The sequence below is a fragment of the Yoonia litorea genome (assembly GCF_900114675.1).
Taxonomy (GTDB): domain Bacteria; phylum Pseudomonadota; class Alphaproteobacteria; order Rhodobacterales; family Rhodobacteraceae; genus Yoonia; species Yoonia litorea.
In genome coordinates this window covers 88,634-101,782 of sequence record NZ_FOZM01000002.1, presented here as the reverse complement: position 1 = coordinate 101,782, position 13,149 = coordinate 88,634, and the positions used below count along the sequence as shown (strand labels likewise).

The 13,149-nt window shown below is 56.5% G+C and carries 13 protein-coding genes; 9 read left to right on the top strand and 4 right to left on the bottom strand.

Annotated features, from left to right (window positions below):
* Window positions 1-92 precede the first annotated feature (92 nt).
* The 6 genes from pufB (at window position 93) to dxs (ending at window position 4,683) form a co-directional block, all read left to right on the top strand.
* Window positions 93-248, top strand: coding sequence for a light-harvesting antenna LH1, beta subunit (pufB, locus tag BM316_RS10715; protein ID WP_090208168.1), 156 nt, complete (start codon window positions 93-95; stop codon window positions 246-248).
* A gap of 15 nt (window positions 249-263) precedes the next feature.
* Window positions 264-416, top strand: coding sequence for a light-harvesting antenna LH1, alpha subunit (pufA, locus tag BM316_RS10710; protein WP_090208166.1), 153 nt, complete (start codon window positions 264-266; stop codon window positions 414-416).
* 132 nt (window positions 417-548) lie between these two features.
* Complete coding sequence (gene pufL, locus BM316_RS10705; RefSeq protein WP_090208163.1) at window positions 549-1,379, top strand: photosynthetic reaction center subunit L; 831 nt, start codon at window positions 549-551, stop codon at window positions 1,377-1,379.
* A 14-nt stretch (window positions 1,380-1,393) separates the two neighbouring features.
* Window positions 1,394-2,320 carry a photosynthetic reaction center subunit M gene (pufM, locus tag BM316_RS10700; protein ID WP_090208160.1) on the top strand — a complete coding sequence of 309 codons (927 nt, stop codon included), beginning with the start codon at window positions 1,394-1,396 and terminating at the stop codon, window positions 2,318-2,320.
* An 11-nt stretch (window positions 2,321-2,331) separates the two neighbouring features.
* On the top strand, window positions 2,332-2,574 hold the full coding sequence (gene pufX, locus BM316_RS10695) for an RC-LH1 core complex protein PufX (RefSeq protein WP_090208157.1): 243 nt from the start codon (window positions 2,332-2,334) through the stop codon (window positions 2,572-2,574).
* Window positions 2,575-2,754: 180 nt separating this feature from the next.
* Window positions 2,755-4,683 carry a 1-deoxy-D-xylulose-5-phosphate synthase gene (dxs, locus tag BM316_RS10690; protein WP_090208154.1) on the top strand — a complete coding sequence of 643 codons (1,929 nt, stop codon included), beginning with the start codon at window positions 2,755-2,757 and terminating at the stop codon, window positions 4,681-4,683.
* Here the strand turns inward: dxs and BM316_RS10685 are convergent.
* Genes BM316_RS10685 through BM316_RS10675 form a run of 3 tightly spaced genes read right to left on the bottom strand, consistent with a single transcriptional unit; the run spans window position 4,680 to window position 7,524 of the window.
* Window positions 4,680-5,579, bottom strand: a complete 900-nt coding sequence (locus tag BM316_RS10685; RefSeq protein WP_242649875.1) for a dihydrodipicolinate synthase family protein — start codon at window positions 5,577-5,579, stop codon at window positions 4,680-4,682. The two genes, dxs and BM316_RS10685, sit on opposite strands and share 4 nt — an antisense overlap.
* The gene (locus BM316_RS10680) at window positions 5,579-6,715 is read right to left on the bottom strand and encodes a THUMP domain-containing class I SAM-dependent RNA methyltransferase (RefSeq protein WP_090208152.1); all 1,137 of its coding nucleotides are present in this window, start codon (window positions 6,713-6,715) and stop codon (window positions 5,579-5,581) included. Before BM316_RS10680 ends, BM316_RS10685 begins: the two co-directional genes overlap by 1 nt.
* Window positions 6,715-7,524 carry a class I SAM-dependent methyltransferase gene (locus BM316_RS10675; protein WP_090208149.1) on the bottom strand — a complete coding sequence of 270 codons (810 nt, stop codon included), beginning with the start codon at window positions 7,522-7,524 and terminating at the stop codon, window positions 6,715-6,717. The genes BM316_RS10680 and BM316_RS10675 overlap by 1 nt, the downstream gene beginning before the upstream one ends.
* A 63-nt stretch (window positions 7,525-7,587) precedes the next feature.
* On the opposite strand from BM316_RS10675, the gene gloB reads away from it, so the two are divergent.
* The 3 genes from gloB to rpiB all read left to right on the top strand — a co-directional run bounded on the left by gloB (window position 7,588) and on the right by rpiB (window position 11,433).
* Window positions 7,588-8,361: a hydroxyacylglutathione hydrolase gene (gene gloB, locus BM316_RS10670; protein ID WP_090208147.1), complete on the top strand. Its 774-nt coding sequence runs from the start codon at window positions 7,588-7,590 to the stop codon at window positions 8,359-8,361.
* 177 nt (window positions 8,362-8,538) lie between these two features.
* Window positions 8,539-10,863 carry an ATP-dependent Clp protease ATP-binding subunit ClpA gene (clpA, locus tag BM316_RS10665; protein WP_090208144.1) on the top strand — a complete coding sequence of 775 codons (2,325 nt, stop codon included), beginning with the start codon at window positions 8,539-8,541 and terminating at the stop codon, window positions 10,861-10,863.
* Window positions 10,864-10,983: 120 nt separating this feature from the next.
* Window positions 10,984-11,433: a ribose 5-phosphate isomerase B gene (gene rpiB, locus BM316_RS10660; protein ID WP_090208142.1), complete on the top strand. Its 450-nt coding sequence runs from the start codon at window positions 10,984-10,986 to the stop codon at window positions 11,431-11,433.
* Here rpiB and BM316_RS10655 read toward each other — a convergent pair.
* Window positions 11,430-13,148, bottom strand: coding sequence for a peptidoglycan -binding protein (locus BM316_RS10655; protein WP_090208140.1), 1,719 nt, complete (start codon window positions 13,146-13,148; stop codon window positions 11,430-11,432). The two genes, rpiB and BM316_RS10655, sit on opposite strands and share 4 nt — an antisense overlap.
* Window position 13,149 lies beyond the last annotated feature (1 nt).

The window sequence follows — 13,149 nt, the reverse complement described above, 5'->3', positions numbered from 1 at the left end:
CCGGGGTGATGGATTGGGGCAAAGGATGAGCCTTTGTCGTAACCCGGCCGCGGGGGGTGCGCGGCGTCAGTACACAATTTTGGAGACAAAACATGGCTGACAAATCTGATCTGTCTTTCACAGGTCTCACTGACGAGCAGGCCCAGGAGCTGCACGCAGTCTACATGAGCGGGTTCACGATCTTCACGATCGTTGCCGTTATTGCTCACGTGCTGACGTACATCAAGCTGCCCTGGTTCAGCTGGTAAGAGAGGAATTCACGAATGGCACAGTTCTACAAAATCTGGCTGGTCTTCGATCCTCGCCGCGTTTTCGTGGCGCAGGGCGTTTTCCTGTTCTTGCTTGCAGCGATGATTCACCTCGTCCTGCTCAGCAATGAAAGCACAAACTGGTTCTCACTCGCTTTTGGCGGCTAAGAACCGGCTTTTGCCGCAACAAACAAAGCTACGGGCGGGTCAAGCGTCCGCCCGTAGCAAACACCGATATCTACGAGATACAGGGCGCGCCGAAGTTTCGTCGCATGGCCTGTGATAAATTGGAGTAGGAAGATGGCACAGCTCAGCTTCGAAAGAAAATACCGGGTCCGTGGCGGGACATTGGTAGGCGGTGATCTGTTCGACTTCTGGGTGGGGCCATTTTACGTTGGCTTCTTCGGAGTCACGACGTTCTTTTTCGCCGTCCTTGGGACAATCTTGATCTTTTACGGGGCCAGCCAAGGCCCAACCTGGAATCCATGGCTGATTTCGATCGATCCACCGCCTCTTGAGTATGGATTGGGGGCAGCCCCGCTGATGGAAGGCGGCCTTTGGCAGATCATCACGATCTGCGCGATTGGTGCCTTTGTGAGCTGGATGATGCGAGAGGTCGAGATTTGCCGCAAACTCGGCATCGGCTATCACGTCCCGTTCGCCTTCGGGGTCGCAATTCTTGCCTATGTCACGCTGGTTGTGATCCGTCCGGTCCTGCTGGGCGCTTGGGGGCATGGGTTCCCATATGGCATCTTCAGCCACCTCGATTGGGTGAACAACGTGGGCTACACCTACGGTAACTTCCACTACAATCCCGCCCACATGGTCGCGATCACTTTCTTCTTTACAACGTGTTTGGCCTTGGCCCTGCACGGCTCGCTGGTTCTTTCCGCCGTGAACCCGCCGAAAGGTCAGGAGATCAAGTCACCGGACCATGAAGATACGTACTTCCGTGATCTTATCGGCTATTCGATCGGGCCTTTGGGCATTCACCGTCTGGGTCTGTTTCTGGCGCTCAATGCCGGATTCTGGTCTGCGGTCTGCATCGTGATCTCAGGAACCGTCTGGTTCGAAGAGTGGATCATCTGGTGGGATTGGTACTTTGAATTGCCCTGGTGGGTTGACCTTTAAGGAGGGTATGAACAATGGCTGAATATCAAAACATCTTCACCCAGGTTCAGGTGCAAGGCCCTGCTGAAATGGGGGTCGCCGCACCGGACGGTTCCGCGATTGACCGCGGCGACAAGGCTGGCTTTTCCAAGCTTTTTGGATGGTTCGGCAATGCGCAGTTGGGGCCAGTCTATCTGGGTTCCTTCGGAATGATCTCGCTTGCGACCGGTCTGATCTGGTTCGTCATGGTGGGTATGTCGTTCTGGGCGCAGGCCGACTACAACCCGGCGATTTTCCTGCGGGATCTCTTCTGGTTGTCACTGGATCCGCCAAGCCCTGGCTATGGTCTAGGCATGCCTCCGATGGATGATGGCGGTTACTTCATGATCGCATCGTTCTTCCTGCTGATCTCGGTAATCACATGGTGGGTTCGCACCTACCTGCGTGCCGAAGCATTGGGCATGGGCAAGCATGTGGCCTGGGCATTTGCCTCTGCAATCTGGCTGTTCCTTGTCTTGGGTCTGTTCCGTCCGATCCTGATGGGCGACTGGTCCGAAATGGTACCATATGGCGTCTTTAGTCACCTCGACTGGACGAACCTCTTTTCGATCACATATGGCAACCTGTTCTACAATCCGTTCCATGCTCTGAGCATCGCTTTCCTTTATGGCTCTGCCCTGCTGTTTGCGATGCACGGTGCGACAATCCTCGCGGTCAGCCGTTTCGGCGGTGAGCGTGAGATCGAACAGATCGTCGATCGCGGCACAGCGACAGAGCGTGCAGCTTTGTTCTGGCGCTGGACCATGGGCTTTAACGCCACGATGGAAGGTATCCACCGCTGGGCGTGGTGGTTTGCAGTTCTGACAACGCTGACCGGCGGTATCGGAATTCTGTTGACCGGCACGGTTGTCGATAACTGGTTCGTCTGGGCGCAAGAGCACGGCTACGCGCCGATCAACTGAGGAGAAAGATCATGAGTGAACAAGAAAATATCCTCGATCTGGACAACAAGACTCGTCTCTTTGCCGACATCACCTATCTGATGCTCAAAGGCGCAGGATACGCAGCAGTCTTCGTTCTTGCGTTGTGGTTCATCGTTGCAGTGATCGCCGGTATCGGGCGCGCATTGCCTGACCAGAGCCGCGAGACGCCTGATCCGATCAATCGCTCGTCCTCGTTGATGATCGAAGTGATCGTAGAGACCGATACGGTCTAAGAGATTGGTGCAGGCAGCGCGCGACGCCCTGCCTGTGCCTTCGCCATCGGGCTACCCTCCCTGGCTGGCCCGATAATCGGGGCGAGAGCCCCAGTTCCCTTCCTGTTGGCTACAGGAGACTAGCGTCGCAATTGGGTTTCCCCAGTTGCGGCGCTTTTTTCTATCACAATAGGTGCTGCTATGACGACCCTGCCTCACACACCCTTTCTGGACAGTATTGCCGGTCCTGCGGACATACGGCGAATGAACGACGTCGCGATTGCCAATTTGGCAGATGACGTCAGAGCCGAAGTGATATCTGCGGTATCGCAGACGGGGGGACACCTTGGATCTTCGCTCGGTGTTGTCGAGCTCACGGTTGCGATCCATGCGGTCTTTGACACGCCTCGCGACAAGCTTGTCTTTGATGTGGGTCACCAATGCTATCCGCACAAAGTCCTGACCGGCAGGCGCGATCGTATCTGTACCTTGCGCCAGGAAGGTGGTTTGTCCGGCTTCACCAAGCGCGCAGAAAGCGAATACGACCCCTTTGGCGCGGCACATTCAAGCACCTCGATTTCTGCAGCACTCGGCTTTGCTGTCGGTCGCGATATGGGGATGCCCACCGGCGATGCAATCGCTGTGATCGGCGACGGATCAATTAGCGCTGGCATGGCTTATGAAGCAATGAACAACGCGGGTGCCGAAGGCCGCCGCCTTTTTGTCATTCTCAACGATAACGAAATGTCGATTGCGCCGCCAGTTGGTGCGATGTCGAAGTATCTCTCGGGTCTTTATGCATCGCCGATGGGTGACCTGCACAAAATGGCTGAAGGTTTTGAGGCAGCATTGCCCGGTCCTTTGCGCGAACATGCCCGGCGCGCCCGCAATCTGGTCACCGGTATGCAAAATGGTGGTTCAGGCACACTTTTCGAAGAGCTCGGCTTTTCCTATGTGGGTCCAATCGACGGGCATGACATGGGCCAACTGCTTCAGGTTCTGCGCGCTGCGCGCACAAGGGCAACCGGTCCGGTATTGATCCACGTCTGCACGACAAAGGGCAAAGGCTATGCACCGGCTGAAAACAGCGCTGACCGTGGCCACGGCGTTTCCAAGTTTGATGTTGCAAGCGGTGCGCAGGCCAAATCGCGCCCCAACGCTCCAAGCTATACCAAGGTCTTCGGGTCGTCTTTGACACATGAAGCGCAGTTGGATCCCAGCATTGTCGCAGTGACGGCTGCTATGCCCTCAGGGACCGGCGTTGATATCATGGGCGCACGTTTCAAAGATCGCGTGTTTGACGTGGGTATCGCCGAACAACACGCCGTCACCTTCAGTGCGGGTATGGCTGCAAGCGGTCTCAAGCCGTTTTGCGCGATCTACTCGACGTTTTTGCAGCGTGGTTACGATCAGGTTGTGCACGATGTTGCGCTCCAGAATTTACCAGTGCGTTTTGCAATCGATCGCGCAGGTCTGGTTGGCGCTGACGGACCGACACATGCCGGGGCATTTGATATTGGCTACCTGTCGGCGTTGCCGAATATGACGGTGATGGCGGCGGCTGATGAGCTTGAACTGATGCATATGGTTCGCACCGCTGCGGCCTATGATGATGGGCCAATCGCATTCCGCTACCCGCGTGGCGAAGGCGTTGGTCTGACGTTGCCTGAACGTGGTGAAATTCTCGAGATCGGCAAAGGGCACATCGTCGAGGAAGGAAGCGATGTTGCCATCCTTTCATTCGGTGCCCACCTCGCAGAATGCCGAAAGGCGGCCGAGAAACTGGCAGCCCAAGGGGTTTCGGCCACAGTTGCAGATGCCCGCTTTGCCAAACCGCTTGATCACGGCCTGATCCGGAACCTGCTACGTCATCACAAGGCGCTTGTGACAGTTGAACAAGGTGCGCAAGGCGGATTTGGCGCGATGGTCCTTCACTACCTTGCAAATGAGGGGCTGCTCGATGGCCGCTGTGCCGTCCGAACGATGACCTTGCCAGATCGCTACATCGACCACGCGGCACCCGATGCAATGTATGCGGAGGCCGGACTGACTGCGGTAGATATCGCTGCAACAGTGTTGGAGGCTGCAGGGGTCAAGCTGCGCCGCACAAGCGCCGATACGCCGGTTTAGCGCGCCAGGTCCTGATTTTCCGTTAGCCACCCGTCCAGTTTTTGCATCCCTTTATCGTCAATTGGGAGGAGCGGTCGGGGAAGCTGAGCGTCTGTGTGTCCAAGTCGGTGATTGAGTGCGTAGGCAAGACGAAGACTTCCGTAACGGCGACAGAGATCCCAAATCGGTGCGAGTTTCCGATTCAACCCGTTGACCACTTCGACGTCTTTGGCGCTCGCCGCCTTGGCCAGAGTGCCGAAGGTGTGCGGCAGGGTTCCGGCAAGAGCACTGTAGAATGCGTCCGCTCCCGCGAGAAGCGCGTCGGAGATGACCCAATCGCCGCTGTAGCCAATCACAAAATCATCTGGCAACGCCCGTCGTAACCGCCCCAAATCTTCCGCTAAGTCGCCTTGCGTTGGAGGCGGCATCTTGACCGCAGCAATACCTTTCAAGGCGGCCAGTCGCTCCAACAGACTTGTCGAGAAGGTAAAATGGGTGGTGCTAGGATTGTTGTAGATACAGATCGGCAGGTCGGTCGAGGTAGACACGTCATGATAGAGTGAAAAAACCTCGTCATCTGTCAGCGGCGTGTAGGACACCGGCGCAAGGAGAAGCCCGTCCGCCCCCTGATCTGCTGCATCGGACGCAAGCGCCACGACGCTATCCGTGCGCATGGCCCCAACTCCGACTATCAGCGGAACAGTGCCTTTTACTTTTGCAGCGGCCGCAACTGCACGTCTGCGCTGTTCGCGATCCAGATAGGCATAGGTTCCAGTGCTGCCCAGTAAGCCTATCGAATTGACCTGAGCGCCCGAGATCCTCTCAATCATCGCGGAAAGAGCCGCTTCATTGACGACGCCATCATCGCTGCAGGGGGTTATGGGAAATGCGGATAGACCTCTAAAGGCGGCGATCATCAGATCTGTCCCTTCGTTGCATCGGGTAACGGGTCGGTTTGAAACAACCAGACCTTGATCCCACCATGCGGGATCGGTGGCCCTTTTGATTTGAATGGTAGCTTCGTTGCCTTTGCCAGCGCTGGATCGCTCGTCACCAGTCCGACACGCCATCCGGCGAAATCTTTGCGAAGCTTCTCACCCAATCCGGCATAAATCCCGAAGAGCATCTTCTGGTTGCTGATCCTTGCGCCATACGGCGGGTTGCAGATCACAAGTCCAGGAGGGCCGTCTGGCCTTTGGATGTCCGACGCGTTGCAGTTTTGAAAGTCGATCTCATTTTGCACGCCCGCCCGTGTCGCATTGCTGTGCGCCATGCGAACCGCACCTGCGTCGCGGTCACTGCCGTAGAAGTGGTGGTCTATCGCTTTGCGCGTATTGGCCATACGGCACAGGATTGACCATCGTGCCGGATCAAATGTTGCGAGTTTCATGAAGGCAAAGTCGCGGCTACGTCCCGGAATCAAGCCCGCGGCAATTTCTGCGGCCTCAATCAGGAAAGTGCCAGACCCGCACATCGGATCAAGTACGGACTCGTTCCCATCATAGCCGCATGCCCGCAGCATGAGTGCAGCAAGTGTTTCCCGCATTGGCGCTTTGCCGACGGCCTCCTTGTGGCCGCGTTTGTGCAGACTTTCGCCAGACGTATCGATACTGATCGTGACTTTGTTGTCATCAATCCGGACCTTAATCGCGACATCGGCATCAGGGCTGATTGTGATGCCATGCTCTTGGGTCAGTGCTTTTTCAATCCGCTGGCTCGCTGCTCCAGCGTGGTAGATCTTTGATTTTCGCGACGTGGCGACTTCGACGCGCACCGGCACATCCGAACGCAGGACGTCGCCCCAAGGAAACTTTCTGGATCGCTTGTCGAGTTGCGCAAGGTGAAATGCCATGAATTCACCAACCCGCGCGAGCACCCGCGTCGCACCACGCAAGACCAGATTGGCACGCCAGACATCTTCCCACGTCCCTTCGAAGCTGACACCGCCTTGCTGAAGCACGGGATCAGGAAAACCTGCTTCGACCACCTCTTGCAGCATTTGAGGTTCAAGCCCCGGAGAGGCGACAACGTAAATCTCAAATGTTGATGTCATCAGATGCGTCTACGTGTCTCGGATCGTTCGGTGGCAGGGCGTTTCGACACTGCGATGCGCGCTGTTTCAGGCTTTGGTTGAGGTTTAGCAATGCCCTCAAGCGCCCGGAGCGGCCGTTTCACCGCTTCGGTCAAGCCGGGCCGCGTCGGGGCAGCCATCTGTTTGCTCACCTCTACAATGAGCACCCCGCCAGCGGCGATGACCGGAAGGTTGTGCCCTACTTTTTCAAGCAAGCCAGCAGACTTGCGCCAGAGCTTGCGCGATGACGGGGGCTGGTAGAGCGTCGACATCGTGCGCTCTGTCACGAACTGGTGTTTGCGCAGTTGGGCCTCAAGCTGTCCCAGACTGTAGGGGCGCCCGTAGCCAAAAGGTGTTGCGTCTGACCGCGACCACAGTCCGGCACGATTGGGCACAATGAAAACGGCGCGGCCACCCGGGCCAAGTACCCGCCATGCCTCGTCCAGAAGGTTTGAGGGCTGCTCGCTGGTTTCCAGCCCGTGCATGACGACCAGACGGTCCACGTGGCCGGTTTCAATCGGCCAAAGCGTATCTTCACAAAGTACACTGACGTTCTTGCCGTCGGCGGGCCATGGCATCACCCCCTGAGGTCCGGGCATCAAACCGATGACGCGTCTGGCGTCCTTCAGAAACGGTCGCAAGAGTGGCACTGCAAAGCCGAAACCCACAACCATCTGACCTTTGGTCTGTGGCCACATTGCCGTCAGTTCGTCACGGATCACCTTTTGAGCAGCCCGCCCCAGCGCGCTGCGGTAATAGAAATTTCGCAGATCGAGCACATCAAGGTGCATTGCTGTTTACTGCCCTTTCGGCAAAGCTACCTGTTAACAATAACAAGGAAAGAGAGCATTGCCATGACAAACACAAACGGCCTTGAACTGGTTGTCGTGCCCTGCTTGCAAGATAACTACGCTTATCTCGTACATAACGAAGAGACCGGCGAAACTGCACTCGTAGATGCACCCGAAGCGGCCCCAATTCAGGCTGCGCTAGACGCGCGCGGATGGACGTTGACGGATATCCTGATCACGCACCATCACGGCGACCACGTTGACGGTGTCGATGAGTTGCGCAAGGGCGCACGCGTGATTGGTGCTGCGGCTGATGCCAGCCGTTTGCCCCCACTGGATCGCAAGGTGAGTGAAGGTGACATTCTCGAAGTCGTAGGCTGTAGCACCCATGTTTTCGACGTCCCCGGCCATACAATCGGGCATATCGCTTTTTATATGCCGACTGGCGGCTACGCCTTTACCGCAGACAGTTTGATGGCCTTGGGGTGCGGACGTCTTTTCGAGGGAAGCCCCCTGTCGATGTGGGACAGCCTGCAAAAACTACGTGCGCTACCAGACGATACGCTGATTTGTTCGGGTCACGAATACACCGCCGCCAATGCGCGGTTTGCGTTGACCATTGAACCGGACAACGCCAGCCTTATCTTAAGAGCCAAGGGGATTGAGAGCGCCCGTGCCGCGGGTGAATTCACAGTCCCGTCCACCCTCGCTGAAGAAAAGCGCACAAATCCTTTTTTGCGTGCAGATCTTCCCCAACTTAAAGCGGCTATCGGTATGCCGGACGCTTCTGCGGTGGATGTTTTCACCGAGGTGCGTCAGCGCAAAGACCGCTTTTGACGTCTGAAACATCCTCATCGCGCCGAAATGAGGCTGAAAACTGCGGCATCACGTCTTTTGTGAAGTCCAATCCGAAAAAAGTCCTTGAAGGTTGGGAAATAAAACCAAACCTTAAAGGTAAGAGGCCACGGTGAGTGCGCTCCGCGCACTGACCCCTGATATGAAGGAGCACAAAGCGTGCCATCATTCTCGACAACACTAGAGCAATCCATTCATGGCGCACTTGCGCTGGCCAATGAGCGCAAGCATGAACTTGCTACACTGGAACACCTACTGCTTGCGCTGATCGATGAACCCGATGCCGCGCGGGTTATGCGGGCCTGTGCGGTCAACCTCGATGAATTGCGCAAGGATCTTGAAGATTTTATCGACGATGACCTCTCGACCCTCATCACAGATGTTGAGGGATCTGAGGCTGTGCCAACGGCGGCATTCCAGCGCGTGATCCAGCGTGCGGCTATCCATGTCCAGTCTTCTGGCCGCAGTGAGGTCACCGGCGCAAATGTGCTGGTCGCCATCTTTGCAGAACGTGAAAGCAACGCGGCATACTTCCTGCAGGAGCAGGATATGACGCGCTATGATGCGGTGAACTTTATCGCGCATGGGGTCGCCAAAGATCCTGCATACGGCGAAAGCCGCCCGGTCACTGGCTCTACCGAGGAATCCGAAACGATCAACGCCGGTGAGAGCGAGGAGAAAGAAAGCGCACTTGCCAAATACTGCGTTGATCTTAATGCGAAAGCCTCCAAAGGTGACGTTGATCCTTTGATCGGCCGCGCGCACGAAGTGGAACGGTGCATTCAGGTACTTTGCCGCCGTCGCAAGAATAACCCGCTTCTGGTGGGTGATCCGGGTGTTGGTAAAACCGCAATCGCAGAAGGTTTGGCTTTCAAGATCGTCAACGGTGAAACACCGGAGGTTCTGTCGAAGGCAACGATCTACTCTCTTGATATGGGTGCGCTTTTGGCCGGCACACGGTATCGCGGTGATTTTGAGGAACGCTTGAAAGCCGTGATGAAAGAGATGGAAGATCATCCCGACGCGGTGCTTTTCATTGATGAAATACATACCGTGATTGGCGCTGGCGCCACCTCTGGTGGCGCGATGGATGCGTCCAACCTGCTGAAGCCAGCCTTGCAGGGCGGCAAGCTGCGTTGCATGGGCTCAACCACCTACAAAGAGTTCCGTCAGCACTTCGAAAAGGATCGCGCGCTGAGTCGCCGGTTCCAGAAGATTGATGTGACGGAGCCGTCTGTCTCTGATGCTGTGAAGATCCTGCAGGGCTTGAAGCCATACTTCGAAGAACACCACAGCATCAAATATACGGCTGATGCCATCAAGACAGCTGTTGAGCTCTCGGCGCGTTATATCAACGATCGCAAATTGCCTGACAAAGCAATCGACGTCATTGATGAGGCAGGTGCCGCACAGCATCTTGTCGCGGAATCTAAGCGTCGTAAGACGATCGGTGCCAAGGAGATTGAGAATGTCGTGGCCAAAATCGCGCGCATTCCGCCGAAGAATGTCTCTAAGGACGATGCAGAGGTGCTGAAAGATCTCGAAACAACGCTGAAGCGCGTCGTCTTCGGTCAGGATGCTGCGATTGAGGCGCTGTCTTCGGCAATCAAACTGGCGCGCGCTGGTCTGCGCGAGCCCGAGAAGCCGATTGGTAACTATTTGTTCGCCGGACCGACAGGTGTTGGTAAGACCGAAGTTGCCAAACAGTTGGCCGACACACTTGGGGTCGAACTGCTCCGTTTCGATATGTCAGAGTACATGGAGAAACATGCCGTATCTCGCCTGATCGGCGCGCCTCCGGGCTACGTTGGTTTTGATCAGGGCGGCATGTTGACAGACGGTGTGGATCAGAACCCGCACTGTGTTCTGTTGCTCGACGAGATGGAGAAGGCACATCCGGATGTCTATAACATCCTCTTGCAGGTGATGGATCACGGGAAGCTGACCGACCACAACGGGCGGACGACTGATTTCCGCAACGTGATCATCATCATGACCTCCAACGCTGGTGCGGCAGAAATGTCGAAAAACGCTTTGGGCTTTGGACGTGAAACGCGCGAAGGTGAAGATACCGCCGCGATCGAACGCACCTTCACGCCTGAGTTCCGCAACCGTCTTGATGCGGTCATCAGCTTTGGCGCACTGCCGAAACCGGTGATCTTGCAGGTGGTCGAAAAGTTTGTGCTCCAACTGGAAGCGCAGTTGATTGACCGCAACGTCCATATCGAGTTGACCAACGCGGCAGCCGAGTGGTTGGCTGACAAAGGCTACGATGAGAAAATGGGTGCGCGTCCGTTGGGCCGCGTCATTCAGGAACACATCAAGAAACCATTGGCCGAAGAACTCCTGTTCGGCAAACTGGTTAAGGGTGGCATCGTGAAAGTCGGCGTAAAGAAAGGTGCACTTGAGCTGCGGTTCGAAGAGCCGGGTCCGGGACGCATCACTGGCGGCGGAAACAAACCGCCATTGCTGACGGCCGACTAAGCAAAGCTTAAAATTGATGAATGAACCCGCCGCAGATAATTGCGGCGGGTTTTTGTTTGACCAGAAGGAGCGAAACTGGTCCAAGGCGACAAACGCCACTTGTCATGAGGGATCAACGTCATGAGCGCCAAAACACGAATTGTGCTGTCCAGTGACCATGCAGCTTTGGACCTACGTGCAGCGATTGCAGCGCATGTATCTGCGAAAGGCTACGAGGTGGTCGACATTGGCCCGACAACGACAGAAAGCACACACTATCCCAAACATGGTGAAGCTGCCGCCCAGAAGGTTGCATCAGGTGACTGCGCTCTCGGCATTATCCTCTGTGGGACAGGGCAGGGCATCATGATGGCCGCCAACAAGGTCAAGGGGATCCGTTGCGGTGTCTGCATGGACACCTTCTCGGCACGAATGATCCGACAGCACAACGATGCCAATATGCTCTCGATCGGGGCGCGGGTCGTTGGTGACATGCTTGCTTTGGATATCGTGGACGCGTTTCTCGACGCCACATTCGAAGGTGGGCGTCACGGAACCCGCGTTGACATGATCAAAGCGATCGAAGGCTAGCGCTCGGTCAGCTTCAACTCGATCCGGCGGTTCTGGGCACGTGCTTCGGGCGTATCCAAGGGGTTCAGTGGCTGGTGCTCACCAAAGCCGTTCGCTGCAAGTCGACGGGGATCGAAGCCAAGCTCTTCGGACATAAAGCGTACAACAGACAACGCCCGCGCCTGGGAAAGCTCCCAGTTATCGGCAAAGCGACTACTTGTTCCCACGGGCACGTTGTCGGTGTGGCCATCGACGCGGATAAGCCAGTCAATTCCGTCCGGGATCTGGCTGGCAATTCCCGCCAGAAGATCAGTGATACCTGCGATTTCCTCTTCGCCTGCGGCAGATAGCTCTGCGCTTCCCGGCGCGAAAAGCACCTCGGAATTGAAGATAAACCGGTCCCCTTCGATGCGCACGCGTTCCTGCCCCTCGAGGATATCGCGGAGCTGGCCGAAGAAATCAGACCGAAAACGTTCCAGGTTTTGCGCCTCTGCAGCCAGTCGCTCGGCTTCTTCGGCCAGCCGGATGGCTTCTTCTTCGAGGCGAATGCGTTCGGCCTCTTCCAAGGCGATCCGACGCCGTTCTTCGGCAACCGCGCGTGCAAGTGCGGTGTTCAACTGTGCGCCAAGTGTTTCAATCTGGACCTGCGCCTCACGGTCGGCATCTTCGGCGAGATTGAGAAGGGACTGCAAATTGCCGACTTGGGTCCGCAATTCGGTGATCTGTTCGTTGAGCAGTGCGACCTGCCGTTGGCTTTCAGCCGAAAGCGCTTCCTCTTGTGCAAGAGCTGCATTGGCAAGGGCAAGCAATTCGGCCTGACGTGCGGCTTCGGAGGTCTGTGCTTCCTCGGAGGCCGCGAGTTGCGCCTCCAACTGGGACACGCGCGCTCGCGATTCAGCGAGTTGCACCTCAAGACTGTCGTTTTCATCAGCAAGAGATGCGCGAAGCCGGTCAAGTTCTGCCTGTGCGGCTTGGGCTGCGGCCAAAAGGGTAAGGGTGTCTTCAGCTTCCTGACGTTGCCGTTCAAGGTTCAATGTCATCGCGGTCAGTTCTGTGTCAGCATTTGCCAGACGCTCGCGAAGGGCTTCTGCGGCTGCGGCATCGACAAGCGCCTCAGCCTCCAGATCAGTGATCGTTTCGACCTGCGCTGCGTTTTCAGCTTCGAGGTCGGCGACAAGTGCCTCGAGAGCTTCCCGACGGGCCGCTGCTAGGCGCGCCGCCTCAACACCGGCGTCGATTTCGCTGCGGGCCTGTGCCAAAGCAAGGTTCAACGCCTCCTTCTCTGAAAGCAGATCGGATTGCTCCGCCTCCAGATCTGAGATTTGTGCAAGAGCTTCCGACCGATCTGACAATAGCCCAGCGACCTGGGCCTCGAACTGAGTGATCTGGGACTGCGCATCTGCCAACGCCTGATCTTGCGCCTGCCGTTCGGCGATGAGTGATGCGATCCGGCTTGCTTGTCTTTCGGCCTCTGCATTGGCCGCGTCGAGGTCAGATGTAAGGGACGCGCTGCGGTCACGTTCAAGACCAAGCGTCGCTGCAAGTGCAGCTACCTCATTGCTGAGCGCATCGAGCTCTGTTTCCTGCCCTGTGATCTGTTGGCGCAGGACGAATTGAATGACCATGAAGATGGTCAAAACAAACATCAACACAAGCAGCAGACCGGTCATCGCATCTACGAAACCGGGCCAGATTGCGTTCTGAACTCTGTTGGATTTCCTGCGGCTCAGCGCCATA

Excerpts from the sequence above, each read along its gene's own strand:
- BM316_RS10655 (WP_090208140.1), bottom strand. The coding sequence starts at position 13,148 with ATGGCGCTGAGCCGCAGGAAATCCAACAGAGTTCAGAACGCAATCTGG.
- pufM (WP_090208160.1), top strand. The coding sequence starts at position 1,394 with ATGGCTGAATATCAAAACATCTTCACCCAGGTTCAGGTGCAAGGCCCT.
- BM316_RS10680 (WP_090208152.1), bottom strand. The coding sequence starts at position 6,715 with ATGACATCAACATTTGAGATTTACGTTGTCGCCTCTCCGGGGCTTGAA.
- gloB (WP_090208147.1), top strand. The coding sequence starts at position 7,588 with ATGACAAACACAAACGGCCTTGAACTGGTTGTCGTGCCCTGCTTGCAA.
- BM316_RS10675 (WP_090208149.1), bottom strand. The coding sequence starts at position 7,524 with ATGCACCTTGATGTGCTCGATCTGCGAAATTTCTATTACCGCAGCGCG.
- dxs (WP_090208154.1), top strand. The coding sequence starts at position 2,755 with ATGACGACCCTGCCTCACACACCCTTTCTGGACAGTATTGCCGGTCCT.
- rpiB (WP_090208142.1), top strand. The coding sequence starts at position 10,984 with ATGAGCGCCAAAACACGAATTGTGCTGTCCAGTGACCATGCAGCTTTG.
- pufB (WP_090208168.1), top strand. The coding sequence starts at position 93 with ATGGCTGACAAATCTGATCTGTCTTTCACAGGTCTCACTGACGAGCAG.
- pufX (WP_090208157.1), top strand. The coding sequence starts at position 2,332 with ATGAGTGAACAAGAAAATATCCTCGATCTGGACAACAAGACTCGTCTC.
- BM316_RS10685 (WP_242649875.1), bottom strand. The coding sequence starts at position 5,579 with ATGATCGCCGCCTTTAGAGGTCTATCCGCATTTCCCATAACCCCCTGC.
- pufL (WP_090208163.1), top strand. The coding sequence starts at position 549 with ATGGCACAGCTCAGCTTCGAAAGAAAATACCGGGTCCGTGGCGGGACA.
- pufA (WP_090208166.1), top strand. The coding sequence starts at position 264 with ATGGCACAGTTCTACAAAATCTGGCTGGTCTTCGATCCTCGCCGCGTT.